The organism is Paracoccus suum (assembly GCF_003324675.1).
In the GTDB taxonomy this organism is placed as follows: domain Bacteria; phylum Pseudomonadota; class Alphaproteobacteria; order Rhodobacterales; family Rhodobacteraceae; genus Paracoccus; species Paracoccus suum.
Genome location: NZ_CP030918.1, coordinates 1,925,995 through 1,952,901 on the forward strand (window position 1 = coordinate 1,925,995; position 26,907 = coordinate 1,952,901).

The 26,907-nt window shown below is 67.5% G+C and carries 36 protein-coding genes; 25 read left to right on the plus strand and 11 right to left on the minus strand.

Annotation, left to right across the window (positions count from 1 at the left end; all coding sequences use genetic code 11):
• Nucleotides 1–37 precede the first annotated feature (37 nt).
• Nucleotides 38–361, plus strand: coding sequence for a 2Fe-2S iron-sulfur cluster-binding protein (locus DRW48_RS09365; RefSeq protein WP_114076188.1), 324 nt, complete (start codon nt 38–40; stop codon nt 359–361).
• 30 nt (nt 362–391) lie between these two features.
• On the opposite strand, the gene DRW48_RS09370 is transcribed toward DRW48_RS09365, so the two are convergent.
• A complete protein-coding gene (locus tag DRW48_RS09370; protein WP_114076189.1) occupies nt 392–886 on the minus strand; it encodes a hypothetical protein in 495 nt (164 codons plus the stop codon).
• 127 nt (nt 887–1,013) lie between these two features.
• Here DRW48_RS09370 and DRW48_RS09375 point away from each other — a divergent pair, with 127 nt between their 5' ends.
• From DRW48_RS09375 to DRW48_RS09420, 11 genes are all read left to right on the plus strand, one after another.
• Nucleotides 1,014–1,889 (plus strand): HpcH/HpaI aldolase/citrate lyase family protein, encoded by an 876-nt coding sequence (locus DRW48_RS09375; RefSeq protein WP_114076190.1) that lies wholly within the window; start codon nt 1,014–1,016, stop codon nt 1,887–1,889.
• Nucleotides 1,890–1,912: 23 nt separating this feature from the next.
• The gene (locus DRW48_RS09380) at nt 1,913–2,461 is read left to right on the plus strand and encodes an NnrU family protein (protein WP_114076191.1); all 549 of its coding nucleotides are present in this window, start codon (nt 1,913–1,915) and stop codon (nt 2,459–2,461) included.
• 3 nt (nt 2,462–2,464) lie between these two features.
• Nucleotides 2,465–2,671: a DUF1737 domain-containing protein gene (locus DRW48_RS09385; protein WP_114076192.1), complete on the plus strand. Its 207-nt coding sequence runs from the start codon at nt 2,465–2,467 to the stop codon at nt 2,669–2,671.
• A gap of 192 nt (nt 2,672–2,863) precedes the next feature.
• Nucleotides 2,864–3,256, plus strand: coding sequence for a succinate dehydrogenase, cytochrome b556 subunit (gene sdhC / locus DRW48_RS09390; RefSeq protein WP_114076193.1), 393 nt, complete (start codon nt 2,864–2,866; stop codon nt 3,254–3,256).
• 13 nt (nt 3,257–3,269) lie between these two features.
• A complete protein-coding gene (locus DRW48_RS09395; protein WP_114076194.1) occupies nt 3,270–3,692 on the plus strand; it encodes a succinate dehydrogenase, hydrophobic membrane anchor protein in 423 nt (140 codons plus the stop codon).
• A gap of 33 nt (nt 3,693–3,725) precedes the next feature.
• Nucleotides 3,726–5,531 (plus strand): succinate dehydrogenase flavoprotein subunit, encoded by a 1,806-nt coding sequence (gene sdhA / locus DRW48_RS09400; RefSeq protein ID WP_114076195.1) that lies wholly within the window; start codon nt 3,726–3,728, stop codon nt 5,529–5,531.
• Nucleotides 5,531–5,899: a hypothetical protein gene (locus DRW48_RS09405; protein WP_114076196.1), complete on the plus strand. Its 369-nt coding sequence runs from the start codon at nt 5,531–5,533 to the stop codon at nt 5,897–5,899. The genes sdhA and DRW48_RS09405 overlap by 1 nt, the downstream gene beginning before the upstream one ends.
• A 2-nt stretch (nt 5,900–5,901) precedes the next feature.
• The gene (locus DRW48_RS09410; protein WP_114076197.1) at nt 5,902–6,219 is read left to right on the plus strand and encodes a hypothetical protein; all 318 of its coding nucleotides are present in this window, start codon (nt 5,902–5,904) and stop codon (nt 6,217–6,219) included.
• Nucleotides 6,220–6,386: 167 nt separating this feature from the next.
• Nucleotides 6,387–7,166: a succinate dehydrogenase iron-sulfur subunit gene (locus tag DRW48_RS09415; protein ID WP_114076198.1), complete on the plus strand. Its 780-nt coding sequence runs from the start codon at nt 6,387–6,389 to the stop codon at nt 7,164–7,166.
• Between the two features lie 142 nt (nt 7,167–7,308).
• Entirely contained in the window at nt 7,309–7,467 is a 159-nt protein-coding gene (locus tag DRW48_RS15930; RefSeq protein ID WP_162784712.1) for a hypothetical protein, read from the plus strand.
• A 40-nt stretch (nt 7,468–7,507) separates the two neighbouring features.
• The gene (locus DRW48_RS09420) at nt 7,508–8,371 is read left to right on the plus strand and encodes an urea carboxylase-associated family protein (protein WP_114076199.1); all 864 of its coding nucleotides are present in this window, start codon (nt 7,508–7,510) and stop codon (nt 8,369–8,371) included.
• Here DRW48_RS09420 and DRW48_RS09425 read toward each other — a convergent pair.
• On the minus strand, nt 8,341–8,676 hold the full coding sequence (locus tag DRW48_RS09425; RefSeq protein ID WP_114076200.1) for an ArsR/SmtB family transcription factor: 336 nt from the start codon (nt 8,674–8,676) through the stop codon (nt 8,341–8,343). The genes DRW48_RS09420 and DRW48_RS09425 overlap by 31 nt on opposite strands.
• A gap of 162 nt (nt 8,677–8,838) precedes the next feature.
• Between DRW48_RS09425 and DRW48_RS09430 the strand changes: the two genes are divergently transcribed.
• The 9 genes from DRW48_RS09430 (at nt 8,839) to tgt (ending at nt 15,427) form a co-directional block, all read left to right on the plus strand.
• Nucleotides 8,839–9,246 (plus strand): AtpZ/AtpI family protein, encoded by a 408-nt coding sequence (locus tag DRW48_RS09430; protein ID WP_241963225.1) that lies wholly within the window; start codon nt 8,839–8,841, stop codon nt 9,244–9,246.
• Nucleotides 9,246–10,043, plus strand: coding sequence for a F0F1 ATP synthase subunit A (locus DRW48_RS09435; protein ID WP_114076202.1), 798 nt, complete (start codon nt 9,246–9,248; stop codon nt 10,041–10,043). The genes DRW48_RS09430 and DRW48_RS09435 overlap by 1 nt, the downstream gene beginning before the upstream one ends.
• A gap of 40 nt (nt 10,044–10,083) precedes the next feature.
• Nucleotides 10,084–10,323 (plus strand): F0F1 ATP synthase subunit C, encoded by a 240-nt coding sequence (locus tag DRW48_RS09440; RefSeq protein ID WP_114076203.1) that lies wholly within the window; start codon nt 10,084–10,086, stop codon nt 10,321–10,323.
• Between the two features lie 99 nt (nt 10,324–10,422).
• Nucleotides 10,423–11,091, plus strand: a complete 669-nt coding sequence (locus DRW48_RS09445; protein ID WP_114076204.1) for a F0F1 ATP synthase subunit B' — start codon at nt 10,423–10,425, stop codon at nt 11,089–11,091.
• Entirely contained in the window at nt 11,088–11,651 is a 564-nt protein-coding gene (locus tag DRW48_RS09450) for a F0F1 ATP synthase subunit B (protein ID WP_114076205.1), read from the plus strand. The genes DRW48_RS09445 and DRW48_RS09450 overlap by 4 nt, the downstream gene beginning before the upstream one ends.
• Nucleotides 11,652–11,876: 225 nt before the next feature.
• Entirely contained in the window at nt 11,877–12,536 is a 660-nt protein-coding gene (locus DRW48_RS09455; RefSeq protein ID WP_114076206.1) for a YiaD family glycine zipper/OmpA-like lipoprotein, read from the plus strand.
• A gap of 106 nt (nt 12,537–12,642) precedes the next feature.
• Nucleotides 12,643–13,296: an endonuclease III gene (gene nth / locus DRW48_RS09460; RefSeq protein ID WP_114076207.1), complete on the plus strand. Its 654-nt coding sequence runs from the start codon at nt 12,643–12,645 to the stop codon at nt 13,294–13,296.
• Nucleotides 13,293–14,303 (plus strand): adenosine kinase, encoded by a 1,011-nt coding sequence (locus tag DRW48_RS09465; RefSeq protein WP_114076208.1) that lies wholly within the window; start codon nt 13,293–13,295, stop codon nt 14,301–14,303. Before nth ends, DRW48_RS09465 begins: the two co-directional genes overlap by 4 nt.
• Complete coding sequence (gene tgt / locus DRW48_RS09470; RefSeq protein ID WP_114076209.1) at nt 14,300–15,427, plus strand: tRNA guanosine(34) transglycosylase Tgt; 1,128 nt, start codon at nt 14,300–14,302, stop codon at nt 15,425–15,427. Before DRW48_RS09465 ends, tgt begins: the two co-directional genes overlap by 4 nt.
• A gap of 302 nt (nt 15,428–15,729) precedes the next feature.
• Here tgt and DRW48_RS09475 read toward each other — a convergent pair whose 3' ends face one another.
• Nucleotides 15,730–16,545 carry a ferredoxin--NADP reductase gene (locus DRW48_RS09475; RefSeq protein WP_422385762.1) on the minus strand — a complete coding sequence of 272 codons (816 nt, stop codon included), beginning with the start codon at nt 16,543–16,545 and terminating at the stop codon, nt 15,730–15,732.
• Nucleotides 16,546–16,667: 122 nt separating this feature from the next.
• Nucleotides 16,668–17,126: an Rrf2 family transcriptional regulator gene (locus DRW48_RS09480; RefSeq protein WP_114076210.1), complete on the minus strand. Its 459-nt coding sequence runs from the start codon at nt 17,124–17,126 to the stop codon at nt 16,668–16,670.
• Between the two features lie 128 nt (nt 17,127–17,254).
• Here DRW48_RS09480 and DRW48_RS09485 point away from each other — a divergent pair, with 128 nt between their 5' ends.
• Nucleotides 17,255–17,914: an alpha/beta hydrolase gene (locus tag DRW48_RS09485; RefSeq protein WP_114076211.1), complete on the plus strand. Its 660-nt coding sequence runs from the start codon at nt 17,255–17,257 to the stop codon at nt 17,912–17,914.
• A gap of 55 nt (nt 17,915–17,969) precedes the next feature.
• Here the strand turns inward: DRW48_RS09485 and DRW48_RS09490 are convergent, their stop codons facing one another.
• Entirely contained in the window at nt 17,970–18,395 is a 426-nt protein-coding gene (locus tag DRW48_RS09490; RefSeq protein WP_114076212.1) for an OsmC family protein, read from the minus strand.
• Nucleotides 18,396–18,508: 113 nt separating this feature from the next.
• Here DRW48_RS09490 and DRW48_RS09495 point away from each other — a divergent pair, with 113 nt between their 5' ends.
• Nucleotides 18,509–19,399, plus strand: a complete 891-nt coding sequence (locus DRW48_RS09495; protein ID WP_114076213.1) for a DMT family transporter — start codon at nt 18,509–18,511, stop codon at nt 19,397–19,399.
• 5 nt (nt 19,400–19,404) lie between these two features.
• On the opposite strand, the gene DRW48_RS09500 is transcribed toward DRW48_RS09495, so the two are convergent.
• On the minus strand, nt 19,405–19,890 hold the full coding sequence (locus tag DRW48_RS09500; protein WP_114076214.1) for a disulfide bond formation protein B: 486 nt from the start codon (nt 19,888–19,890) through the stop codon (nt 19,405–19,407).
• 218 nt (nt 19,891–20,108) lie between these two features.
• On the opposite strand from DRW48_RS09500, the gene ypfJ reads away from it, so the two are divergent.
• Complete coding sequence (ypfJ, locus tag DRW48_RS09505) at nt 20,109–20,960, plus strand: KPN_02809 family neutral zinc metallopeptidase (protein WP_114076215.1); 852 nt, start codon at nt 20,109–20,111, stop codon at nt 20,958–20,960.
• A gap of 45 nt (nt 20,961–21,005) precedes the next feature.
• Entirely contained in the window at nt 21,006–21,479 is a 474-nt protein-coding gene (locus DRW48_RS09510; RefSeq protein WP_114076216.1) for a type II toxin-antitoxin system RatA family toxin, read from the plus strand.
• Nucleotides 21,480–21,644: 165 nt separating this feature from the next.
• Here DRW48_RS09510 and eno read toward each other — a convergent pair whose 3' ends face one another.
• The 5 genes from eno to DRW48_RS09535 form a co-directional block, all read right to left on the minus strand.
• Nucleotides 21,645–22,919 carry a phosphopyruvate hydratase gene (gene eno, locus DRW48_RS09515; RefSeq protein ID WP_114076217.1) on the minus strand — a complete coding sequence of 425 codons (1,275 nt, stop codon included), beginning with the start codon at nt 22,917–22,919 and terminating at the stop codon, nt 21,645–21,647.
• Nucleotides 22,920–22,996: 77 nt separating this feature from the next.
• Nucleotides 22,997–23,677: an endonuclease/exonuclease/phosphatase family protein gene (locus tag DRW48_RS09520; RefSeq protein WP_114076218.1), complete on the minus strand. Its 681-nt coding sequence runs from the start codon at nt 23,675–23,677 to the stop codon at nt 22,997–22,999.
• Nucleotides 23,677–25,086: a protein adenylyltransferase SelO gene (locus tag DRW48_RS09525; protein WP_114077477.1), complete on the minus strand. Its 1,410-nt coding sequence runs from the start codon at nt 25,084–25,086 to the stop codon at nt 23,677–23,679. Before DRW48_RS09525 ends, DRW48_RS09520 begins: the two co-directional genes overlap by 1 nt.
• Before the next feature lie 133 nt (nt 25,087–25,219).
• Nucleotides 25,220–26,068 (minus strand): ABC transporter ATP-binding protein, encoded by an 849-nt coding sequence (locus DRW48_RS09530; protein ID WP_114076219.1) that lies wholly within the window; start codon nt 26,066–26,068, stop codon nt 25,220–25,222.
• Nucleotides 26,065–26,904, minus strand: a complete 840-nt coding sequence (locus tag DRW48_RS09535) for an ABC transporter ATP-binding protein (RefSeq protein WP_114076220.1) — start codon at nt 26,902–26,904, stop codon at nt 26,065–26,067. The genes DRW48_RS09530 and DRW48_RS09535 overlap by 4 nt, the downstream gene beginning before the upstream one ends.
• Nucleotides 26,905–26,907 lie beyond the last annotated feature (3 nt).

Below are 26,907 nucleotides of genomic sequence, written 5' to 3' on the forward strand. Positions count from 1 at the left end.
ACACCAGCGCCCAGTCCCGAGGGGAGATCATCACGTCATGGCCCGCATCACCTATATCGAGCACAATGGCACCCGCCACGAGGTCGAGGTGAAGCCCGGCATGACGGTGATGGAGGGCGCGCGTGACAACGGCATCCCTGGCATCGACGCCGATTGCGGCGGTGCCTGCGCCTGCTCGACCTGCCATGTCTATGTCGCCCCCGAATGGATCGATCGCCTGCCTCCGCGCGATCCAATGGAGGAGGACATGCTCGATTTCGCCTACGAGCCCGACCCCGTCCGCTCGCGCCTGACCTGCCAGTTGAAGGTCACGCCGGAACTCGATGGGCTGGTCGTGCAGATGCCCGAGCGCCAGATCTGAAATCAGGTTGGGCCGGTCTGACGACGGGGCTCACAGCAGCCGGTCGGTCTTGCCGCCGTCCAGAAATGCCAGGTTCTGGCCGCTGAACGCCGCCACCAACTGGCCGGCGCGATAGATCTGGCCCGCGCCGATCTGATAGCCGCCCTCGCCCAGCAGCACCAATTCGCCCCGCACCTCCAGGGCGCCATGCTCGCGGCCAAAGCCCCAGCCGAGGCGCAGCGCGGGCAGGTGCCCCTCGGGGACGCTGCGGGCATTGGCGATCCGGCACATGGATTCAGCCTCGCTCATCAGCGCCAGCACCAAGGCGCGGTCGTCCGGCGCGCCGGCTGCCGCGCGCTGTGGCGGCTCTGGTGTGGCTTCGGCCAGCCGTTCCTCTCGCGCGGCGCTGGCCGCGGTAAAGGCGGCGACCGGCTGGACGGGGGGCATCGCGGCAGGGCCGGCGAGGGCCTCGCGGCCGATGCCGGGCGTCGCGGTCGCGGGCAGACCTGGGGCGGGGCTCGCCGGGCGGATCGGGCCGCTGATCATCGCTCGCCCTCCCTGCGGCGCGCAAAGTGCATCTGATTGACGAATGGTGGCCCCTGGCCCTAAGCGCGTCGAGCCCATGGCGTGCATTTGATCTATTTCCCTCAGCGCGCAGCCGCGAAGGTAACGCATGACCCCGATCCTGTGCCGCTCTGCCCTTTATGTCCCGGCCTCGAACCCGCGCGCGTTGGACAAGGCATGCGGGTTGCCGGCCGACGCGATCATCCTGGACCTCGAGGATGCGGTTGCCCCATCGCAAAAGGTTGCCGCGCGGGCGAACCTGCGGGATGTGCTGGCCGCGGACTTCGGCGGCCGGCCGCGGATCGTGCGCATCAACGCGCTGGCCGGACCCTGGGGCGCCGATGATCTGGCCGCGGCGACAGGGGCCGACGCGGTGCTGGTCCCCAAGGTCGGCGGGGCCGCGGACTCGGCAGCGGTGGCCGAACGGGCGGCGGGTGTCCCGCTGTGGGCGATGATCGAGACCGCCGCCGGTGTGCTGAACGCTGGCGCCATTGCCGCGCATCCAGCGGTCGCGGCGCTGGTCATGGGCACCAATGACCTAGCCGCTGACCTGCGCCTGCCGGCCGAGGCGGGGCGGGCACCGCTCGCGACCGCGCTAAGCATGTCCGTGCTGGCGGCGCGGGCACATGGCCGGCTGATCCTCGACGGCGTGTTTCCCGATCTGCGAGATCCGGCAGGGCTCGAGGACGAATGTGCCGCCGGGCGCCAACTCGGCTTTGACGGCAAGACCGTGATCCACCCGAACCAGATCGCTGCCGCCAACGCCGCATTCGCGCCGACCGAAGCCGAGATTGAGCTGGCCCGCCGCCAGATCGACGCCTTTGACAGTGCCGCGGCCGAGGGGCGCGGCGTGGCTGTCCTCGGCGGCCGCATCGTCGAGAACCTGCATGCCGCGATGGCGCGCCGCACCCTTGCGCAGGCCGAAGCCATTGCGGCCCGGCGCCAGCCGGCGCAGATTACCGCGCAGGAACAACCGCCAGCTTAACAGAGAGAGCCAGCCCGATGGGAATGATCATCCTGATTGCCGGCGTTGCCCTGTGGTGGGCCGCGCATCTGTGGAAACGCGTCGCGCCGGACAGCCGCATCGGATTTGGTGAGGGTGGCAAGGGTATCGTCACCGGCGCGCTGGTCGTCTCGATCCTGCTGATGATCTGGGGCTATCGTACGGCGGACGGCCCGGTGTGGTGGAGACCCACCGCCGCCACGCGGGGAATCAACAACCTGCTGGTGCTGATCGCGATCTATCTGTTCGCCGCCAGCGGCATGAAAACCCGCGTCGGCCGCGCGCTGCGCCATCCGCAACTGCTCGGCTTCTCGCTTTGGGCCGTCGCGCATCTACTGGTAAACGGCGATCTGCCCTCGTTCGTGCTGTTCGGCGGCCTGCTGGTCTGGGCGCTGGTCGAGATGGCGATGATCAGCCGCACGCCCTGGACCCCGCCCGCAACCGCCGCAGTGCCGGCGCGCAAGGAAATCATGGCCGCCGTCGGCGCGGTCCTCGTGTTCATTGTCCTGGGCCTGATCCACGGATGGGTCGGCCCCAACCCCTTTGGAGCGTAATTCATGACCACCCTCTACCGCCTGCTGACCGAAGACGACACCGCCGCGTTCTGCCACAAGATTAGCGACGCGCTCGCCAAGGGCTGGGCGCTGCATGGTTCGCCCACGATGTCGTTCGATGCCGCGCGCGGCGTGATGCGTTGCGGACAGGCCATGACCAAGGATGTCGCCGTGGACTACACGCCCGACCTGAAACTCGGCGCGCAGTAGACTCGCGCAACCGGGCAGAGCGGTGTGATCACGCCTTTGGCGCCTGTGATCACATCCCCGCCTCGTTTGCGCTAGCGGGCAGAAAGTGACGTGACCTTCCCGCCTCAAGCGCGTAGAGAGCGGCGCAGAATACCAAAAGGGGTCGCGCCTTGCGCAAGGGCCGCCCCCGGCGTCCGATGAGGGGAGGGCACCTTGGCCGAGATCAGGTTCCAACGCGGCGAGCGCCCGCTGTCGCCGCATCTGCAGGTCTACCGCCTGCCGCTTACCGCCATCACCTCGATCCTGACCCGCATCACAGGCCAGGGGATGCTGCCCGGTCTGCTGCTGATCGTCTGGTGGCTGGTCGCCGCGGTCACCTCGCCCGACGCCTTTGCAACCGCCGACTGGGCACTGCGCAGCTGGCTCGGCTCGCTCGTCATGATCGGGACCATGTGGGCGCTGTTTTACCACCTGCTCGCGGGGCTGCGGCACCTCTACTACGACTCTGGTCGCGGGATGGAGATCGACACCGGTCGCAACCTGTCGATCGCCGTGCTGGTCGGATCAGCGATCCTGACCGTCCTGACCCTCGTGGTCATGGCCTGAGGAGGCACCCATCATGAGCGAACGCAAGAACGACGCCGCCCTGCCGACGCAGCATTTCTACACCCCGCGCAAGGCGGCCGAGGGCCTCGGCTCCGCCCGCTCTGGCACGGCCGCACATTGGGCAATGACCGTCAGTGCGGTTGCCTTAGCGATCCTGACGCCGCTGGTCATCGGGTTGACCGGCTCGGCCATCGGCCTGGAGCAGCCAGACGTGATCGGCCTGATCGGCCGCCCCGGCCCGGCGATCCTGCTGGGGCTGTTCATTGTCGTGGGCATGATTCACTGGATTCGCGGCACGCGGATCCTGATCGACGACTACATGCGCGGGCTGGCCCGTACCTGGACGCTGATCGCCGTCCAGATCGTTGGCTGGGCGGTCATGGCGGCGGGCATCTACGCCCTGGCGCGGATGGCCCTGATCGGCATCGTCGTCTGACAAAGACCGCCTGAACATCCAAGGAGGCGAGCGTTGAGCGCAGCATATCCCTTTGAGACGCACGAATATGACGTCGTCGTGGTCGGCGCCGGCGGGGCCGGCCTGCGGGCCGCCCTCGGCATGGCCGAGCAGGGCCTGCGCACCGCTTGCGTGACCAAGGTCTTTCCGACCCGCAGCCATACCGTCGCGGCACAGGGTGGCATCGCCGCCAGCCTGTCCAACATGGGCCCCGACAACTGGCAGTGGCACATGTATGACACCGTCAAGGGCAGCGACTGGCTGGGCGACACCGACGCCATGGAATACCTCGCCCGCGAGGCGCCGCAGGCGGTCTATGAGTTGGAACATTACGGCGTGCCCTTCAGCCGCACGGCCGATGGCCGCATTTACCAGCGGCCCTTCGGCGGCCACACCACCGAGTTCGGCGAGGGCCCGCCCGTCCAGCGCACTTGTGCCGCCGCCGACCGGACCGGCCACGCCATCCTGCACACGCTCTACGGCCAGGCGCTGAAGCAGAAGGCGCAGTTCTTCATCGAATATTTCGCGCTCGACCTGATCATAACCGACGGCGCCTGCACCGGCGTCGTGTGCTGGAAGCTCGACGACGGCACGCTGCATGTGTTCAACGCCAAGATGGTCGTGCTGGCCACCGGCGGCTACGGCCGGGCCTATTTCAGCGCCACAAGCGCGCATACCTGCACCGGGGACGGAGGCGGGATGGCGGCACGCGCCGGTCTGCCGCTGCAGGACATGGAGTTCGTGCAGTTCCACCCGACCGGGATCTATGGCTCGGGCTGCCTCATCACCGAGGGGGCACGGGGCGAGGGCGGCTACCTGACCAACTCGGAAGGCGAGCGGTTCATGGAACGCTACGCGCCGACCTACAAAGACCTCGCCAGCCGGGACGTCGTCAGCCGCTGCATGACGCTGGAGATCCGCGAGGGTCGCGGCGTCGGCGATCACAAGGACCACATCTTCCTGCACCTGTCGCACCTGCCGCCCGAGACGCTACACGAGCGCCTGCCCGGCATCAGCGAAAGCGCCAAGATCTTTGCCGGGGTCGATCTGACCCGCGAGCCGATCCCGGTCCTGCCGACAGTGCATTACAACATGGGCGGAATTCCCACGAACTTCTGGGGCGAAGTCCTTGATCCGACGCAGGATAACCCTGACCGCGTGTTCCCCGGCCTGATGGCGGTGGGCGAGGCGGGCTGCGCGTCGGTCCACGGCGCTAACCGCCTCGGCTCGAACAGCCTGATCGACCTGGTGGTCTTTGGCCGGGCTGCTGCGATCCAGGCGGGCAAGGTGATCGACCGCAAGACCCCCGTGCCGCCGACCAACACCGCCGAGGTGGACAAGATCCTCGGTCGGTTCGACGCGCTGCGTCATGCAAGCGGCGCCATCCCCACCGCCCAGCTGCGCGGCGAGATGCAGCGTACCATGCAGGCCGATGCGGCGGTTTTCCGCACCGACAAGACCCTGGCCGAAGGGGTGGACAAGATGGAGGCGATCGCCGCCAAGATGTCCGACCTGCATGTCACCGACCGGTCGCTGATCTGGAACACCGACCTGATGGAGACACTGGAGCTGACGAATCTGATGCCGAACGCCCTGACGACCATCGTCGCGGCCGAGGCGCGCAAGGAAAGCCGTGGCGCCCATGCGCACGAGGACTGGCCCGAACGCGATGATGTCAACTGGCGCAAGCATTCTCTGGCGCGGGTCGATGGAACCGGCGTAACGTTGAGCTATCGCCCCGTGCATCTGGAACCGCTCACCACGGTCGAGGAAGGCGGGATCGACCTGAAGAAGATTGCTCCCAAAGCGAGGGTATATTAATGCGTTCCGTTCTGATCCTGTCCGCTGCTGCACTGTCGCTCGCCGGCTGCGCGGTGGTCCCGGTGCAACCCGCCCCAGCCCCGGTCGCGCCGCCGGTCGTCGTTGCCCCGACCCCCACCGCGCCCTCCACAGTGGGCAGCGCCACCCGCGCCGCCGCCGTATCGGTGGTGAACCGCGAGATGGCGGCCCGCCTGCCGGGTGTGAACGTCATGCCCTACACCAGCTGCGTGGTGAACAACGCGACGCAGGCCGAGCTTGCGGACCTGGCGAGCTCCGGCGCCAGCGGCGGTGCGGCCGGCGCGGTCGCATCGATCGTCAAGCGCCCCGCAGCCAGCAGCTGCATCGCCGCCTTGTCGCGGACCGCCTGACCTTGCGCGCCGCCCCCGGCATCCTGGTCCTGACCCTCGCCGCAGCGGTGCTGGCGGGGTGCGGCCCGGTGCCGGTGGCGGATGCCGAGCGCACCTGCCTTGGCGATGCGCGCGCCGCCCGCGGGCCGCAAAGCAGCGTCTCGGTGGGCGTGGCTGGCGACCGGCATGGGGTCCATCCCGTTGCCGGGGTGTCCCTTTCGATCTCGTCCGATGCGATTGCCGGGCGTGATCCATCCGATGTCTTTACGCGCTGCGTGATGCGCCGCTCGGGGCAGATGCCGACCCGGCCGCTGACCTCGCAACCCGGCTGGGCCGGGTGATCGGATGCAGATGCTTGGAGCCCTGAGCGCGTCCCGCCGGCGCCACACGCCTGAGTTTTCGTTGACGAACGCGCGCTTGCCGTCTGCTTTCGCGGCGCGCTTCGGCATTACGCACTCGCCTCTTTCTGCCTGTCAGCCGACAGACACGCCCTGAAAAGGAGCCCTCCATGGTCCAGTTCCGCCTGCCCAAGAACAGCCAGATCAAGGTTGGAAAGACCTGGCCCGCCCCCGAGGGCGCGACCCGGCTGCGCAAGTTCAAGATCTATCGCTTCGAACCTGACAGCGGGGAAAACCCGCGTCTGGACACCTATTTCATCGATCTCGACAAATGCGGTCCGATGGTCCTTGACGCGCTGATCAAGATCAAGACCGAGATCGACCCGACGCTGACCTTTCGCCGCTCGTGCCGCGAGGGGATTTGCGGGTCCTGCGCGATGGTGATCGACGGCGGCAACCACCTCGCCTGCATCTACGGCATCGACGAGGTGCCGGGCGATGTCGCGATCTATCCGCTACCGCACATGCCGGTCATCAAGGACCTGGTCGCGGACCTGACCATGTTCTACGCCCAGCACGCCTATGTGCAGCCTTGGCTGGAGACCGAGACGCCGCCCCCGCACAAGGAATGGCTGCAGTCGGTCGAGGACCGCAAGAAGCTGGACGGGCTTTACGAGTGCATTCTGTGCGCCTGCTGCTCGACCTCTTGCCCCAGCTACTGGTGGAACGGTGATCGCTTCCTCGGGCCGGCGGCCCTGTTGACGGCGTATCGCTGGATCTCGGATTCGCGCGACGAGGCGACCGGCGAGCGGCTGGACGATCTGGAGGATCCGTTCAAGCTGTATCGTTGCCACACGATTATGAACTGCACCAACACCTGTCCCAAGGGGCTGAACCCGGCCAAGGCCATCGCCTCGATCAAGCACATGATGGTCGAACGCAGCCACTGACCGGACCGGCAGAATGACGCAGCGTGGCCAGACCGCGCGGCGTTTGCATGTCGTGACGCTGCGTTGCAGCACCTGTATTCTGCGACGCAGCATATTATGTTGTCCTCGGGAGGAGACGATAACATCGCAACTGCAGGAGGCCATGATGGCCAGTGCTACCCCGTTCAACCGCCCCGCCGCCCCGAAGTCGCATGCCGAGCGCGGCCTCGCCGTTCTGGCCGAGATGTTCGCCTATTACGAGCCACAGCCTCTGCCCGCCTCCGCGCTTGAGCCCCAGCCCGAATACGATCTGGTGGCCTGAAGGGCTTTTCAAACGAACGCCGGCATGGTGATCTGACGCCATGCCAGATTCCGCCCCCCCTTCCACCGCCCCTGCCGACGCCCAGCAGCGCCGGCAGATCCCGCCGGTGCTGGTCTATCCGTCACAAACGCTGCCGGACCCGGATCTCGCCCAGCTGCACGCTGCCCGTGACGGCGCCGTCAAAGTCAGCGAATTGCGGGTGCCGCCGCGTGACGGGCGCTGCTGGGATCTAGCGGCCGGTCAGTTCGTGCGCATCTCCTCCATCGAGGGGCCGCAGGTCGGGGACCTGAACCTCTGGGCCAAGGACGACCTGACGGAGCGTTTCTTTTCCGGCAAGACCCGGGCGCTGCATGGCACCCATGTCAAGGTTGGCGACCGGCTTTGGTCAACGCTGCCGCATCTGCGGGCGATGGCGACGATCACCGCAGATTCGCTCGGCTGGTATGGCACCGATCCTGATGGTGGACGCGTGCATGACGTGATCGGCACCCGCTGCGATCCCTACACCCAGCATCTACTGGGCGGCGGGGATTACCATCACTGCTGCCACTCAAACCTGACCAATGCCATGGCCCGCCACCTCGGCAAGCGGCCGGCGGAAGTCGAGTTGCTGGTCCATGACGTCCTGAACCTCTTCATGTGCACCGGCTTCACTGCCGATACCGGCCAATATTTCATGAAGGCGAGCCCGGTCCGTCCCGGCGACTATCTGGAGTTCTTTGCCGAGATCGACCTGATCGCCGGCCTGTCAGCCTGTCCGGGCGGCGATTGCAGCACCGGCCATTCCTCGGACGCGGCGGCCTGCTATCCGCTGCTGGTCGAGGTGTTCCAGCCGGCTGATCCGCCTATCCGCGAGGTGCCCCGCGGCGACGGCTACAACTGGCCGGCATCCTCAGCCAGCTGACACGCCAGAAACCGCTCGAAATCGTCCAAGTCCAGCGGGTCGATCTGGCCAAAGCCGCGCATCCAGACGCTGGCCGCGCGCATCGCCTCAGGCTCCAGCTTGCACCAAGTGATGCGGCCCCGACGCTCCTGCGCGATCAGGCCGGCCGCGGCGAGAACCGCCAGATGCTTGCTGATCGCCGCCAGCGAGACGGCGAAGGGCGCCGCGACATCGCTGACCGCCATGTCGTCTTCCAGCAGCATCGACAGGATCGCCCGCCGTGTCGGATCGGCAAGCGCGGCAAAGATCGCGTCCAGATCACTCACGAAGGGGCCGCCTTTCGATATTCAACTGCGCGGTTGACTATGCCTCGCGCGCGCCATCCGATGCAACAATCGGAAATCTACGCTATTTCAATAATTTACACCTGCTTGACACCAGGCACCCCGGCCCATATCAGACCGCCAACCACCGGCAAGAGGATCAGCGTGCCAAGCGAGGCCGAAACCGACGCCCAGCGGCAGCAAGACGCCGCGCGGCTCGCGGCGCTCGAGGTAAAGCTGGATGCCCGCCGGACCGCCGCGCCTTCAACCGCCGGCGCGTTGGGAAAGAGTTTCGATCACGCCAATCAGGCGTGGCGCATGGTGATCGAGCTGGTGGCCGGGATTGTCCTCGGCTTTGGCATCGGTCTTGGCCTCGACTGGCTGTTCGGGACGCGCCCGATCCTGCTGGTTCTGTTCACCCTCGCCGGGTTCGCGGCAGGCGTAAAGACGATGATGCGCACCGCGCGCGAGATGGCGGACGCGAACCCGCCACCCGCAGCAGCCGCGGGCAGGACTGACACCACGGGCGGCCGCGCCGCCGATGATGACGACGACGAGGACGAGGCACACTGATGGCGACCGAAGCGCATGGCGAGACGACCGGGCTGGTGTTCCACCCGATGGACCAGTTCATCGTCGAACCGCTGTTCCGCACCGTAGAGCCGGGCACCTGCGTTCCCGCAGAGGGCCTGACCGCGGGTTGCGTCCGGTGGTACGAGCCGACCAATGCCACGCTGTGGATGGGCCTCGTGGCGCTTGCGATCATCGCACTGATGGTCTGGGGCACCCGTGGCCGCGGCCTGATTCCGAACCGCATCCAGTCGATCGCCGAGCTGACCTACGGCATGGTCCACAAGATGGTCGAGGACGTCGCCGGCCACGAAGGCGTCAAGTATTTCCCCTATATCATGACGCTGTTCACCTTTGTGCTGTTCGCCAACTTCCTCGGGCTGATCCCGATGTCGTTCTCGACCACCTCGCATATCGCGGTGACGGCGGTGCTGGCGCTGCTGGTGTTCCTTGGCGTCACGATCCTCGGCTTCGTCAAGAACGGCGCCAGCTTCCTCGGCCTCTTCTGGGTCAGCTCGGCGCCGCTGGCGCTGCGCCCGATCCTCGCGATCATCGAACTGATCTCGTACTTTGTCCGTCCTGTCAGCCACTCCATCCGACTTGCCGGCAACGTCATGGCCGGTCACGCCGTGATCAAGGTGTTCGCCGGCTTTGCCGCGCTCGCCGCCATCGCCCCGATCTCGATCGTCGCGATTACCGCGATGTACGGCCTCGAGGTGCTGGTCGCACTGATCCAGGCCTATGTCTTTACCATCCTGACGTGCGTCTACCTCAAGGACGCGCTGCACCCGTCGCACTGACGGAACAATCCTCTTTCCATCGCCTCAAGGAGCAGAAACCATGGAAAACGTCGCCGTAGCCCAGCTGGGTCAGTATCTGGGTGCGGGCCTTGCCTGCATCGGCATGGCCGGCGCCGCGATCGGTGTGGGCAATGTCGCCGGCAACTACCTGTCGGGCGCGCTGCGCAACCCGTCGGCTGCCGCTTCGCAGACCGCCACGCTGTTCATCGGCATGGCCTTCGCAGAAGCCCTCGGGATCTTCTCGTTCCTGGTCGCGCTGCTTCTGCTGTTCGCGGTCTGATAACCGCCTGCATCTCGCCTTTCGGTCGGGCGGGGGCAGGGGGATAACCCCGGCCTCCGCCCGCCGAGCATTTCCAGCGACGACGCTCAGGGACAGGACATGATCAGCCTCCTCCAACAGACCGCGATCCCGGCCGCGACCGAGGCGCATCAGCCGTCCGCAGACGTGGCGGGAACGACCTCGGTCGTGACGACCACCACGGATGGCGCGGCCACCGCGGCCGACCACGTCACTGCGGCCGCCGCCGGCGGTCACGAGGCGGTCGCCTCGGTCGGCATGCCGCAACTCGACATCACCACCTTTGCCAACCAGATCTTCTGGCTGGCGCTGACGCTGCTGCTGATCTGGTGGGTGCTCTCGCGCGTCGCTCTGCCGCGTATCGGTGGCGTGCTGGCCGACCGCCAGAACGCCATCGGCGGCGATCTAGGCGCGGCCGAGGAATTCAAGCGCAAGGCGCGCGACGCCGAGGCCGCCTACGAGCGTGCCCTGGCTGAGGCCCGCGGCGAGGCCCAAGGCATCGTCGCCCAGCAAAAGGCCGCCATCCAGGCCGAGGTCGATGCTGCGATCGCCCATGCCGATGCCGAAATCTCGGCCCGCGGTGCGGAATCCGAAGGCCGCATCAGCCAGATCAAGGCCAGTTCGCTGGATGACGCCCGCAGCGTCGCACGCGAGGTCACGGCCGAGCTGGTGAACGCCTTTGGCGGCCGGGCCGATGCCGACGCCGTCAGCGCCGCCGTCGACCACCGTCTGCAAGGGGTTGCCCGATGAACCGTCTCGCCCTCAGCGCCGCCCTGTCCGGCCTCGTCGCCTCTCCGGCGCTCGCCGCTACCGGGCCGTTCTTTTCGCTGCGCAACACCGACTTTGTCGTGCTGCTGGCGTTCCTGCTGTTCCTGGCGATCCTGTTCTACTTCAAGGTGCCGGCCGCGATCGGCAACCACCTGGACAAGCGGGCCGTCGACATTCGCGCCGACCTCGACGAGGCGCGTCGCCTGCGCGACGAGGCGCAGGAGATCTATGCCTCCTACGAGCGCCGCCAGCGCGAAGTGAAGGGCCAAGCCGAAGAGATCGTGGCCAACGCCCGCCGCGAGGCCGAGGCTGGCGCCGCGAAAGCCAAGCGCGACCTCGAGGTGTCGATCGAGCGCCGGCTGAAGTCGGCGCAGGATCAGATCGCCTCGGCCGAGGCGGATGCCGTGCGCGCGGTGCGCGACCGTGCCGTCCAGACGGCAGTTGCCGCGGCGAGTGACATCCTGCGTACCCAGGGCACGCCCGAGACACGCAGCGCTGCGATCGACCGGGCTATCGATGACGTGGCCGCGCGCTTTCACTGAGCCGCGCCACCGCCGCAACCTGACGCCCGCAACCCGTTGCGGGCGTTTTGCGTTGACCAGTCACATCGCGCGCCCGGCGTTGTGACAGGTTTTCAAGCAATGCGAATGGCTTGCGTTGGGAACCGATGCTATCAACGCGCAGTTTCCATTGCGCAGCGGGATGCCCGCCGCGCGTTGCGAGATTTGAATGGCCGTGGATGACGGCCGCTGACAAGGACGACTCAGATGAAACTTCGCGCCCCTCTGATCCTCGCCACGGCTGGCGTCATGGCTGTTTCGGCTTGTGCCACTGACCAGCTTGGCAACCCCGTCCCGGCGAACCGCGCCCAGACCGGGGCCATCCTCGGCGCTGCCGCCGGCGCCGCCTATGGACTGCAGCGTGACAGCGACAGCTCGAACAAGGGCCGGGACATCGTCCGCGGCGCTGCTGCCGGTGCCCTGGTCGGCGGCCTCGCCGGCTCGGCGCTCGACGCGCAGGCCCGCGCCCTGCAGCAGTCGGTCACCACTCCCGGTGTCACGGTCGTCAAGAACGGCAACGTGATCAACGTCAACTTGCCGGAATCGATCCTGTTCGCCACGGACTCGGCCGCGGTTTCGGGCGTTGCGGTCAATGACCTTTATAGCATTGCGCGCAACCTGAACTCGTATCCGAACACCCGCGTCGACGTGATCGGCCACACTGACAACACCGGCAGCGCCGCGCATAACCAGGACCTGTCCGAGCGTCGCGCCCGCGCTGTCGCCGGCATCCTCAGCGCCGGCGGCGTCGCCTCGAACCGGATTGCGACCGCGGGCCGTGGCTTCACTCAGCCCATCGCCTCGAACGCGACACCGCAGGGCCGCGCCCAGAACCGCCGGGTCGAGATCATCATCCGCCCGATGTGATCGCTGGCTGATCCGCTTGCAGGGGGCCGGGCCGAAAGGTCTGGCCCTTCGCTTTGCGGCGGCGGCGCCGGCTTGCCAAGGCGCCGCCCCGCCGTCATGACAGGGCATGGCCCGCCTCCCAGCCCCCTTGCCCTATGCCGCGCAAATGGCGGTCTTCGAACGCTTTGCCGCAGCGCAGCCGCAGCCGCTGACCGAACTGGTCTACACCAACGCCTTCACCCTGCTGGTCGCGGTCGCACTCTCGGCGCAATCGACCGACGCTGGCGTGAACCGCGCCACTGGGCCGTTGTTCGCCCGCGCCGACACCCCCGCCGCGATGCTGGCGATCGGCGAGGCCGAGTTGACCGAGGCGATCCGCACCCTCGGCCTCTTCCGGCAAAAGGCCCGCAATGTCATCCGCCTTTCGGAAATTCTTATCGAGCGTTATGGCGGCGAGGTCCCGTCCTCGCGCGCGGCCCTGACCAGCTTGCCGGGCGTCGGGCGCAAAACTGCCAACGTAGTTCTGAATTGCATCTGGGGCCTGCCCGCGCAAGCGGTCGACACGCATATCTTTCGCGTCGCCAACCGCACCCAACTCGCCCCCGGCGCGGATGTTGAGGCAGCCGAGCGCGCGATCGAGGATAACGTCCCCGCCTTCGCGCAGACCCGCGCCCACCACTGGCTGATCCTGCACGGACGCCATATCTGTCAGGCCCGTCGCCCGCGCTGTCCCGATTGTTTGATCGCCGACCTGTGTCCCTACCCGGAGAAGACTTTATGAGCACCCCTCGCCGCTATGACGTGGTCGGCATCGGTAATGCGGTCATGGACGTGATCGCGACGACCGATGACGCGACCCTCACCCGGCTCGGGGTCGACAAGGGGATCATGCAACTGGTCGATCGCGCCCGGTCCGAATTCCTGATGGCGGCTCAGGCGGCGGACGTCCACCGCGCGCAACTGGTGCCCGGCGGATCGGTTGCCAACACACTGGCCGGGATCGGCCGGCTGGGCTTGGGCACTGCGTTCATCGGCCGCGTGGCGCAGGATGAACTGGGCCTCGGCTACGCCCGCGAGACCGAGACCGAGGGCTGCGCCTTCGTCAACCCGCCGGTCGCGGGCGAGGCGCTGCCGACTTCGCGCTCGATCATCCTTGTGACGCCGGATGGCGAGCGTTCGATGAACACCTACCTCGGAATCTCGGCCGAGCTGTCGCCCGCCGACGTGGACCCGGCAGTGTTCGCGGGCGGGCCGTGGCTATTCCTCGAGGGCTACCTGTTCGACCGGCCCGAGGGGAAGGCCGCCTTCCTTAAAGCCGCCGAGGCCTGCCATGCGGCCGGTGGTCAGGCCGGGATCGCCCTCTCCGATCCGTTCTGCGTCGATCGTCATCGCGAGGATTTTCGTCGCCTGGTCGCCGGGCCGATGGATTACGTCATTGGCAACGTCCATGAATGGCAATCGCTTTATCAGGTCGAAGACCTAGAGGAGGCACTGGGCCTCGCGGCGGCCGATTGCGGCACGGTCATCTGCACCCGCTCGGGCGAGGATGCCATCCTGATCCGCGGGACCGAACGGGTGACCGCCCCTGTCCGGAAAGTGGTGCCGGTTGACGCCACCGGCGCCGGCGATCAGTTTGCCGCCGGCCTGATCTATGGCCTCGCGACCGGGGTGGGCCTCTCCGCCGCCGGACGCATGGGCTGCATCGCCGCGGCCGAGGTGATCGGCCATGTCGGTGCCCGCCCGCAACAGGACGTCAAGGCATTGTTGCGCGCCGAGGGGCTGGCGTGAGCGGCTTTGCCTTCGACCTGACCGCGACTGACGGCGCCGCCCGGACAGGGATCATCTCGACGCCACGCGGGCAGATCCGCACGCCGGCCTTCATGCCGGTCGGCACCGCCGCGACCGTCAAGGCGATGCTGCCCGGCTCGGTCCGCGAGACCGGGGCGGATATCCTTCTGGGCAACACCTATCACCTGATGCTGCGCCCGGGGGCCGAGCGCATCGCCCGGCTGGGCGGCCTGCACCGGTTCATGAACTGGGACGGGCCTATCCTGACCGACTCCGGCGGCTTTCAGGTCATGAGCCTCGCCGGGCTGCGCAAGCTCACCGAGGCGGGGGTGACCTTCGCCAGCCACATCGACGGCAGTCGGCATCTGCTCTCGCCCGAAACCAGCATGGAGATCCAGCGCCTGCTCGGTTCGGACATCGTCATGGCCTTCGATGAATGTCCGGCGCTGCCGGCAACCGAGGACGCGGTCGCCGCCTCGATGCGGCTGTCGATGCGCTGGGCACAGCGCTCTCGCGATGCCTTCGGGGACCGGCCCGGCCATGCGCTGTTCGGGATCATGCAGGGCGGCGTCTCACCCGACCTGCGCGCCGAAAGCGCGGCGGCGCTGACCGCCATCGGCTTTGACGGCTATGCCATCGGTGGCCTCGCAGTGGGCGAGGGGCAGGAGGCGATGTTAGGCGTGCTGGACTACGCGCCGGGCCTGCTACCGCAGGACAAGCCGCGCTACCTGATGGGCGTCGGCAAGCCCGACGACATCGTCGGCGCCGTGCAGCGCGGCGTCGACATGATGGACTGCGTGCTGCCCTCGCGCTCGGGCCGGACCGGGCAGGCCTGGACCCGGCGCGGACAGGTCAACCTGCGCAACGCCCGCCACGCCGACGATCCGCGCCCGCTGGACAAGGATTGCGGCTGCCCCGCATGCCGCGGCTACTCGCGCGCCTACCTGCACCACGTCGTGCGCGCCGGCGAGATGATCGCCGGTATGCTGCTGACCTGGCACAACCTGCATTACTATCAGCAGCTCATGGCTGGCCTGCGCGCCGCCATCGCCGCGGGCCGGCTGGGGGATTTCGCGGACGACTTCCACGCCCTGCGGGCAGAAGGTGACATCGCACCAATCTAACCACGGCAACGAGGGCGCCCTTCGCTGCGCCGGACCGCCCAGATGAAATGAGGCGCCTCCATCCTGCTGGCTGGCCAGCCGCAAGGAAGCTGTCCTCAATGTCCCGCCGACTTTAACCCTTCCTTAAGTCTGCATGTACCAAACTTCCCCCACGGTACAGGCGGGGAGGCCGATGACCGTCAACGCAAAGCGCCGCGTCCCTTCCGGGGCGCGGCGTCAGCCTGTTTGCGTTGGCGAAATATCCCACGGGGGCCCGGGGGTGGGAAACCCCCGGCTGTTTTGTCTGCACGAGGGCAGTCCCCTCAGATCCCGTCGCCGACGAAGGCCTTTTCGACCACGAACTCGCGCGGCTCGCTGTTGGCCCCTTCGTTCAGGCCTAACCCTTCCAGCACAGCCTTGACGTCGAGGTTAAAGGCCAGGCTGCCGCAGATCATCGCCCGGTCCGTCCCAGGCGTCATCGCCGGCAGGCCCAGATCGGCAAACACCTTGCCCGAGGTCAGGTTGTCGGTGATCCGGCCCATGCGGGGCGAGGCCTCCCGCGTGGTGGTCGGGTAATACAGCAGCCTGCCCTCGACCATCTCGCCGATCAGCGGATCGTCCTTCAGGCTCTCGACCAGGCGGCGGCCGTATTCCAGTTCGGACGCCTCGCGGCAAGTGTGCATCAGCACGACCGTGCCGAACCGCTCATAGGTCTCGGGATCGCGAATCAACGAGGCGAAGGGCGCAAGGCCCGTGCCGGTCGCCAGCAGCCACAGCCGCTCCCCCGGCAGCAGAGCGTCGTGGACCAGTGTGCCGACCGGCTTGGGGCGCAGAACGATCGGATCGCCCACCCGGATATGCTGGAGGCGCGAGGTCAGCGGCCCGTCCGGCACCTTGATCGAATAGAACTCCAACTCGTCATCCCAGTTGGGCGAGGCGATGGAATAGGCCCGGAGCAGCGGCTTGCCGTTCTCGCCGGCAAGACCGATCATCACGAACTCGCCCGAGCGGAACCGCAGCGAGGCGGGCCGCGTACAGCGAAAGCTGAACAGCCTGTCGGTCCAGTGGGTGACCGAGGTGACGGTCTGCGTGTCAGGCATGGTCACCTTCGGGGCGGCAATGGCGATGGTCTGGTTCACGGTCACGGCTCCGGCTTGGGCAGAGGCGTTCTACGCCTTGCAGGCGCGCGCGGAAAGCCGGTCGCGGCGGAAAAGGGCTGCGGCATGGGTTCGCGGCCTGCGGTGAAACGCCCGTTCGGGCTTTAGTCGTCGACCACCGACAAAAGCTCAGGGACAGCGGGGCAGGGCAGAAGGCGGTTCCGGGCGACATCCGACAGCGTGGTGTTGTGCAGGAACACATAGACATGCGCGCTGAGGCTTTGCCACAGCCGGTTCGACAGAGATTGTGCGAGGCTGCCCGAGATGGCGCCGGAGGCACCGGCACCGACATGCAGCGCGCTGACGGTCTCATCCACGGCGGACAGCACGTCGACCAAGTTGATCTCCTCCGCCGGACGCGAAAGGCGGTAGCCGCCGCCCGGTCCGCGGGCCGACTTCACCAGCCCGGCGCGCCTCAGGCGGACGAAAAGCTGCTCCAGATAAGGTAGCGAAATGTCCTGGCGGCGCGAGATTTCGGCCAGCGAGGCAGGCTCGTCGCCCTTCAGCATGGCGAGGTCAACCAGCGCCACCACCGCATAACGGCCCTTCGTGGACAGCTTCATGACGGTCCCCTTGCCACATCGGCGTCCGTTCGCTTGCACGCGAACGCCCGATGCCCCACATAGAGGCAATCACTAGGCCTGCGCCCCCGCGCGGTCAAGAACAGCACCGTCAGGATCGTCAACATCCCATGCCCGAACTGATCTTTCCCGGCCCCGAGGGCCGCCTAGAGGCGCGCTATCATCCCCAGCCTGCCCGCGATGCCCCCATTGCCATCGTCCTGCATCCGCACCCGCAATATGGCGGGACGATGAACAACCGCGTGGTCTACAATCTGCACTACGCGTTCCACCGTATGGGCTTCACGGTGATGCGGTTCAACTTCCGGGGCGTCGGGCGCAGCCAGGGCGAATACGACCAGGGCATTGGCGAGTTGTCGGACGCGGCATCGGCGCTCGATTACCTGCAGGCGATGAATCCCAACAGCAAGCACTGCTGGGTCGCAGGCTTCAGCTTCGGCGCATGGATCGGCATGCAGCTGTTGATGCGCCGCCCCGAGATCACGGGCTTTGTCAGCGTCGCGCCGCCCGCGAACATGTATGACTTCACTTTTCTTGCGCCGTGCCCGGCTTCGGGGCTGATCATCAACGGTACCGCGGACCGCGTGGCCGTGCCCAAGGATACAGCGACGCTGGTCGGCAAGCTGCGCGAGCAGAAGGGTATCACTGTCACCCACGAGATCGTTGACGGTGCGGACCACTTCTTCCGGGACGACGAAGCCCACATGAAGCCGATGATCGACACGGTGCAGAGCTATGTGCGCCGCCGCCTGACCGAGACGACGCGCTGACTACCGGCTGACACATCGGGACCGGTGGCAGCCGGCCCCGATGCGTCATACCGCCTCAACCGACGGTCAGGTCCAGCGTCACCTCGGCATTCAGCAGTTTGCTGACCGGGCAACCGCTTTTCGCGCCCTCGGCGGCGGTGCGGATCGTTTCTTCATCGCCCGACGCCGCCGACACCTTGGAGGTGAGGGCCGAGCGGGTGATGCTGAAGCCGTCGCCATCCTTTTCCAGCGTCACGGCGGCGGTCGTCTCGATCACCGGGTCGGTGACCCCGGCATCGCCAAGCGCCTTCGAGAGCGCCATCGAAAAGCAGGCTGCGTGGGCGGCGGCGATCAGCTCCTCCGGGTTGGTGCCGGTCACGCCTTCGAAGCGGGTGTTGAAGCCGTAAGGCTGCTTGTTCAGCGCGCCGGACTCTGTCGAGATCTGCCCGGTGCCGCCGCGAATGTCGCCCTGCCAGCGGGCCGAGCCGCGTTTCGTGGTCATCGTGAAACCTCCGTTGATCAATGTCGTAGGCCGAACGCCGGACCGCTTGCCTCGGTTGCGCGGCAAGGCTAGCGATCGCGCTGCGGGCCGCTGAGGCCATCAGGGGGCGCGCGATGTTCGAGTTGGCGGCACTGGGCGCGGCGCTGTGCTGGGCCGTGACGGGATTGGTCGGGGCTGGCCCCGCGCGGGCGGTGGGTCCCACCGCTTTCGGCTTTTACCGGCAAGGGATGGTAACGCTGATGCTGGGCGCGGTGACGCTGGTCACCGGCGGCTGGCAGTCGGTCACCGGCCATGACGCCGCCTGGCTCGCCCTCTCGGGGCTTGTCGGCGTTTTCCTGGGCGACACGCTGCTGTTCTTTTCGCTGGTCCGGCTCGGACCGCGCCGCGCGGGGGCGCTGTTTGCACTGAACGCGCCCATGGCCGCCCTGCTCGGCCGTGTGGTTCTGGGCGAAACCCTGCCGCCGCAGGGCTGGGCCGGGGTCGCGCTCTGCGCCGTCGGGGTGGCGGTGGCGGTCCTCGGCCGTCCGGGCCGCAGCGGCACCCACAGCTTCGAGGCGGTGCGCGGCCGGGTCTGGATCGGCGTCACCTTCGGCCTGTTGGCCGCTTTGGGACAGGCTGGCGGCTCGCTAATCGCGCGGCCGGTCATGGCGGCGGGGCAGGTTGATGCCATGACCGCCTCGCTGATCCGGGTCGGGATCGCGGTTGTCTGCTCTTCGATCCTCGTCTCGCTGCCAATCAGGCAATTCCGCCCGCAAGCGCGGCTGACCCTGCGCCTCGGTGCTCAGATTGCGGCCTCGGGAGTCCTCGCGATGCTGATCGGGATGACGCTGCTGCTGTTTGCGCTGTCAGGCGGCAAGGTCGGGATTGTCTCGACCCTGTCGGCGCTCTCGCCAGTGCTGATTCTGCCGGTGCTCTGGATCGTGACCGGGGCACGGCCCTCGGCGACGTCATGGGCGGGGGCGGCGATGGCGACCGTCGGGATGGCGCTGATCTTCCTGCGCTGAGGGCTTCAGCGCAGGCGGCGCGCCGCGACCGACCAGAGGCCCGCCAGCAGCAGCGAGGCAACCACGTTCCAGGCGGCCATGCTGAAGCCCAGGATCAGCAGCGCCGGCTCGTCGCAGCGCACGACGGGGGCGGCGTTGATCTTCGCCATCAGCTGATCGACGCTGAGGCTGCCGATGTTGCTGGCGCCGCCGCTGCATTGCGCGGGACCGGCCCACCATTTCCACTCGACCCCCGCGTGGTAGAAGGCGATGCCCGCGCAGGCCAGCATCACGATCACCCCGGCCCAGGCGAGCGCACGGGCACTGGTCCGCCCAGGCATGAACCAGGCAACGATCCCCAGCGCCAGCGCCGCTACATGCGGCCAGCGTTGCAGGATGCACAACTCGCAGGGCGGGTAGCCGGCATATTGAAAGCCGAACACCGTTGCGAGCAGCAGCCCCGAGAGAAGCCCCGCAAGAAGCATGATCTGCCGTGCCGTTGCCGTTCGCATCGCTGTCCTCGTCGCTGACCATCGGGCCGTTTCACGCGGCCCCTCGTCGCCGCTCGGGCTGCCGCCGTCAAGTTCCGCGTTGGCCGCGGGACCCACCCGGACGCCCCGCGCGCGGGATCGTGAGGAACCGTGGGGCAACGCCGCTCGTTGCCCGTGTTGCGCGGGACTGTTACGCGTGGGCGACAGTGCGGCGTTGGCCAGCAGGAGGCGGTAAGCATATGGAATGGCGCGGACAACGGGGCAGCAGCAACATTGATGACCGCCGCGGGATGAGCGCGGGCGGAATCGGCGGGCTGGGGCTTGTGGGCACGTTGGTGGTGCTGGCCGTCGGCTGGTTCTTCGGCATCGACATCTCGCCGCTGGTCGGTGCGATGCAGGGCGAGACCCAGCAGACCCAGGTCGATCCCTCGCAACTCTCGCCCGAGCAGCGCGAGTCGGGCGAGTTCGTCTCGACCGTCCTCGCCAGCACCGAGGACGTCTGGCAGAAGGTCCTGCCCGAGCAGACGGGGGTCCAGTATACGGACCCGAGCATGGTACTTTACAGCGGTCAGGTGCAGTCAGCTTGCGGTGGCGCCTCGGCGGCGATGGGACCATTCTACTGCCCCAACGACCAGAAAGTGTATCTGGACACCTCGTTCTTTTCGCAGATGCAGGACCGGATGGGTGCGGGCGGCGATTTTGCCTATGCGTATGTGATCTCGCATGAAATCGGCCACCACATCCAGAACTTGATCGGCGTTCTGCCGAAGGTGACCCAGATGCGCCAGCGTGCGTCCGAGGCGGACAGCAACGCCCTGTCGGTACTGACCGAGTTGCAGGCTGACTGCTTTGCCGGGATTTGGGGCCGCCAAGCCAGCCAGAACCTGAAGATCACGCAAGAGGACTTCAGCGAGGCGATAGGTGCCGCCGGGGCAGTGGGCGACGACCGCCTGATGGAAGGCGCGGGCCGCGTGCCGATGCCGGACAGCTTTACCCACGGTTCGTCCGCCGACCGACAGAAATGGTTTGCGCGCGGGTTTGAATCGGGCGAGATCGCGAAGTGCAATACCTTCGGGGAGGCGGGGCTCTGACCGCCGACCCGGCCGCCGCCGCCTGCCGCTGAAAGACCGCCGCCCTTGCCCAATCATGCCGAGACCCGCCGCCTGCCCTGGAGCGCCGAGCAGATGTATGGCCTCGTGGCCGATGTCGAGCGCTACCCGGAGTTCCTGCCGTGGAACAGTGCTGCGCGCCTACGTGCGCGCGCGCCGGGGCCTGACGGTTCGGAGGTGATCGACGCTGATCTGGTCATCAGCTTCAAGGTGTTTCGGGAAAGGTTCGGCAGCCGGGTTACCCTATGGCCGCAGCAGCAGCGGATCGACACCGAATACCTCGATGGCCCGTTTCGCTACCTGCGATCTGGCTGGGCTTTCCGCGACCGCCCGGAGGGCGGTTGCGAAGTCGATTTCAACGTCGACTTCGAATTCCGCAACCCGATCCTGCAACGCGTGATCGGGGTGGTGTTCGGCGAGGCAATGGCCCGCATCGTGCGCGCCTTCGAGGACCGGGCCCGCAGCCTGTATGGGCCGGGTCAGGCCCAAGCGCGCATCTGAGAGAATTCGCCAACTCGAAGTTGGCTGCGGCCCCGAGACTGTCGCCGCGCCGGCGGGAAGCGCGATTGGAAGGCGGCCGTCCGCGGCGTACCCGGGAGCAGGGTTACCCGCAGATCACACTTGGAAGTTCGGGCGCGCCCCAAGGGGACGCACCCGACACAGATCTCAGCGCAGGATCGAGCGGCCGGCGTATTCCGCCGTGGCGCCCAGCATTTCCTCAATGCGGATCAGCTGGTTGTACTTCGCCAACCGGTCCGACCGAGCGAGGCTGCCGGTCTTGATCTGGCCGCAGTTGGTCGCGACCGCCAGGTCGGCAATGGTCGCGTCCTCGGTCTCGCCCGAACGGTGCGACATGACGCTGGAATAGCCGGCGCGGTCAGCCATGCGTACGGCGTCCAGCGTCTCGGTCAGGGTGCCGATCTGGTTGACCTTGACCAGCAGGGCGTTGGCGCAACCACGCTCGATCCCCTCGGCGAGGCGGGACGGGTTGGTCACGAACAGGTCGTCGCCGACCAGCTGGACCTGACGCCCCAGACGCTCGGTCAGCAGACGCCAGCCCTCCCAATCGTCCTCCGAGCAGCCATCCTCGATAGAGAAGATCGGATAGTCGCCGACGAGCGCCGCGAGGTAATCCACGTTCTCGGCCGGAGACAGGGTCTTGCCCTCACCCTCAAGGACATAGTTGCCGTTCTTGAAGTACTCGGTCGCCGCGCAGTCGAGCGCCAGCATGACGTCGTCGCCGGGACGATAACCTGCCTTTTCAATCGCCTGCAGGATGAAATCCAGCGCATCGCGGGTGGACGAGAGGTTCGGGGCGAAGCCGCCCTCGTCGCCCACGCCGGTGTTGTGGCCGGCCGCCATCAGGCCCTTCTTCAGGGTGTGGAAGATCTCGGAGCCCATGCGCACTGCGTCGGCAATCGTTTCCGCGCCTACCGGAACGACCATGAATTCCTGGATGTCGATCGGGTTTTCCGCGTGCTGGCCGCCGTTGATGATGTTCATCATCGGGACCGGCAGCAGCCGCGCCGAGGCGCCGCCCACATAGCGGTACAGCGGCTGCCCGGTCGCGTGGGCCGCGGCCTTGGCCACCGCCAGCGAAACGCCGAGGATCGCGTTGGCGCCAAAGCGAGCCTTGTTCTCGGTACCGTCCAGCTCGATCATCATGCGGTCGATCGCCACCTGCTCGGTCGCATCCTCGCCGATCAACGCCTCGCCCAGCTCGCCATTGACCGCAGCGACTGCCTCCAGCACACCCTTGCCGCCGTAGCGTGCCGGATCGCCGTCGCGCTTTTCGACCGCCTCATGGGCGCCGGTGGATGCGCCCGAGGGAACTGCGGCGCGGCCGGTCGTGCCGTCCTCCAGCGTGACGTCGACCTCGACGGTGGGATTGCCGCGCGAATCCAGAATCTCGCGGGCGAAGATGTCGATGATGGCGGTCATGTCGTGCATGGGGGCGTCCTCGCTGTGGGTTGCCGCGGGTGTAACGGCCCGGGCCCGTCGCGAAAAGGCTGTTATCGCTAGAGGTCCAGATCGACCCAGACCGGCAGGTGGTCCGAGGCGATCCGCGCCACCGTTCCGTCCTCGACCCCGCAGCCGATCACCTCGGCCTCGCCGCTGATGGCAAAGCGGTCAAAGCGCAGTTGTGGGCGCAGTGCCGGCCAACTGGGGCCGGGGGCGATGACGCGAAAGCCGGACAGTGCCTCAAGGCCGCGATCATCATGCCATTCGTTGAAATCGCCGGTCAGAACCGAGATGCCGCCGCCGAAAGCCCGCGCGCGGGACGCGAGGCGTGCCAGCTGCATCCGCCGCGCGCCACGGGTCAGGCCCAGGTGGACAGCAAAGATGTTCAGATGCGGCAGCATCGCCGCAACCGCGCCCCGCGGCTCCAGCCCCGGCAAGGGCAGCCGGCGAATCCGCGCCACCCGCGCCAGGTCGGGGCGCATCAGGATGGTCTGGCCATGCCAGCCGAGGCTGCTTTCGCTGGTGCCGGTCAAGTCGATGGGTACAAGGCCTGTCTCGGCCTCGACGAGGCGGCGCGGCAGGGCCTCGGGGCGCAGACCATAGCGGAAATCGACCTCTTGCAGGGCGATGACATCGGGCGCAACGGCGCGGATCGCGGCGAGGTTGCGCAGCGGATCGTGCGGGCCGGTCATGCCCCTGCACTTGTGCAGGTTATAGGTTGCCAGTCGCAGCCGCATCAGGTCCCGCAATATGTCGCGCGCACGCGCTCGGCCGGGGCGGGGGCGGCGGCGAAGTCATCCCATTCGGGGCGATCCTCGCGCGGGCGGGTAACGGCGGCGTAAAGGTCGTGGAACGGCGCCAGATTGCCCTCGCGCGCGGCGGCGATGGCGGCTTCGATGCGGTGGTTGCGCGGGATGCGGCGCGGGTTGGCGCGGGCCATCAGCGCGAGATCCGGCGCCGGTACTCGCGCGCGCCAGTCCGCGGCGAAGGCGTCGAACCGGCTCGGGTCCGCGAACTCGGACCGGGCAGTGCCGTCCGCCAGCCCGGCGAAGGTGCGGGTGAAGTCGGCCCCGGCCTCGGCCATGATGACGAGCAGCCGCTCGGCCGAGGCGCGATCCGCCTCGACCGGCGTGGCGATACCCAGTTTTGCGGCAAAGCGGGCTAGCCATTCGGCCTCGTAGACGGCCGGAAAGCTGTGGACGGCGCGGGTCGCCGCCTCGATCGCGGCATCCTGATCGCCCATCAGCGGGATGAGGCATGTCGCGAACTGCGCCAAGTTCCAGACCGCGATCTGCGGCTGGTTGATCCAGGCATAGCGGCCGTTGCGGTCGATGGACGAGAACACCGTCTCGGGGTGGAAGGCGTCCATGAAGGCGCAGGGGCCGTAATCTATGGTCTCGCCAGAGATCGCCATGTTGTCGGTGTTCATCACGCCATGGATGAACCCTAGGGCCATCCAATGCGTGATGGTGCGCGCCTGCGCCGCGATCACGGCGTTCAGCAGGCCGAGGGGGCCGTCCGCATCGGGATAGTGCCGCGCGATGACGTGATCGGTCAGGGCCCGCAGCGCCTCGGTATCGCCGCGCACGGCAAAGAACTGGTAGGTGCCGACGCGAATATGGCTCGCGGCGATGCGGGTCAGGATGGCGCCGGGCAGGGGCGTCTCGCGGTAGATCGTCTCGCCGGTGGCAACGGCGGCGAGCCCGCGCGTGGTCGGAACGTCCATGGCGGCCATGAATTCGGACACTAGGTATTCGCGCAGGACCGGGCCGAGCCACGCCTTTCCATCGCCCATGCGCGAGAAGGGCGTACGGCCCGAGCCCTTCAGCTGGACGTCAAAGCGCGCGCCATCGGGTGCCACCACCTCGCCCAGCAGCATTGCGCGCCCGTCGCCAAGTTGCGGGACAAAGCCGCCGAACTGGTGCCCGGCATAGGCCTGCGCCAGCGGCGCCGCACCCGGTGGCATGGCGTTCCCGGACAGCATCGCCAGTCCCTCGGGACCGGCCAGCCAGTCCACGTCGAGGCCCAGACGCTCGGCGAGAGGGCGGTTCAGCGCGATGAGCTCGGGCGCGGGGACGGTGTCGGGGGTGCCCCTCGCGAACATCCGCCCCGGCAGGCGGGCATAGCTGTTGTCAAAGCGGATCATGGCATCCTTGTCCCGCAGGCGGTCCTTCACATCTAGGGACGCCGGTCGGGATGCAAAAGCCCCGCGGGCGCGCCGTCCGCCACCCGCCGCGGCCGCAGCGGGCTGCGACAGGGCGGGCGCGGGGGATGCGGCGTCAGCCGGCGAGGCGGGCCCGTTCGGCCGCGCGGGCGGCGACGCGGGTGCGGATCGAATCCACATCCGCGACCGGCGTCGCTGCGAACAGCTTTTGCGTGTAAGGATGCTGCGGCGCAGAAAAGATCGCGTCGCGGCTGGCGTCCTCGACCACCTCGCCCTTCCACAGCACCATCACTTGGTCGGCCAGGTAGCGGACCACGGACAGGTCGTGGCTGATGAAGACATAGGTCAGGTTGAACTCGTCCTGCAGGTCCTTGAGCAGGTTCAACACCTGCGCCTGCACCGACAGGTCGAGCGCGCTGACCGGCTCGTCCAGCACCAGCAGGGCCGGGTTCAACATCAGCGCTCGCGCGATGGCGATCCGCTGGCGCTGCCCGCCCGAGAACATGTGCGGAAAGCGGTTGTAGTGCTCGGCCTTCAGCCCGACGCGTTCGAGCATAGCCATGGCGCGGCGGCGACGCTCGGCCTCCGGCACGCCACCCTGCAGGCGCAGCGGCTCTGTCAGGACCTGGCCGACCTTCTGGCGCGGGTTGAGGCTGCCATAGGGATTCTGGAACACGATCTGCACGGCCGAGCGCATCTTGCGGGTGATGCTGCCGTGATTGATGTCGACCGGCTGGCCCTCGATAAGCAACTGCCCCTCGGTCGCAGGATCGATAAGGGTGATGATCCGCGCCAGGGTGGACTTGCCGCAGCCGCTCTCGCCGACGACGGCGAGGGTCTTGCCGCGCTCGACCTTGAAGTCGATGCCCTTCAGGGCGCGGACGGCTTTTTTCTGACCGAACAAGCTGCCGCCGGTGACGTAGTCACGCACCAGTCCGCGGCCTTCGACGACGATATCGCTCATGACTGGCCCTCCGCGGCCATCAACTCGTCCACGGTCGGCAGCCGCTCGCCAGTGGCGTTCTCGGGCAGGGCGGCCAGCAGGGCGCGGGTGTAGGCAGTGCCGGGATGCTCGAACAGGGTCAGAACGTCGGCTTCCTCCATCTTGCGGCCGCGATACTGCACGACCACGCGGTCGGCCGTCTCGGCCACCACACCCATGTCGTGGGTGATCAGGATCAGCGCCATGCCGCGCTCGGCCTGCAGTGCCATCAGCAGGTCCAGGATCTGCTTTTGGATGGTCACGTCCAGCGCCGTGGTCGGCTCGTCCGCAATCAGCAGACGCGGCTCGCACGCGATGGCCATGGCGATCATGACCCGCTGGCACTGGCCGCCCGACATCTGGTGAGGATAGCTGCCAAGGCGCGTTTCCGGCTCGGGGATGCCGACCTGGGTCAGCAGCTCGACCGCGCGCGCCCGCGCGGCCCGACCCTTCAGGCCGAGGTGCTGGCGCAGCACCTCCTCGATCTGAAAGCCGACGGTAAAGCTGGGATTCAGCGAGGCCATCGGCTCCTGAAAGATCATGGCGATGTCGCGGCCGATGATGGCGCGGCGCTCGGCCGCGGTCATGGTCATCAGATCGCGCCCGTCAAAGGTCATACGGTCGGCGGTGACCGTGGCCGAATCCGGCAACAGACCCATCACCCCCAGCATCGAGACCGACTTGCCCGACCCGCTCTCGCCCACGATGGCGAGGACTTCGCGGGAATCGACCGACACGTCGATGCCATCGACCGCAAGGAACGGGCCCGCGGCGGTGTCGAAGGCAACCCGCAGGTTGCGAATATCCAGCAGCGCCATGGC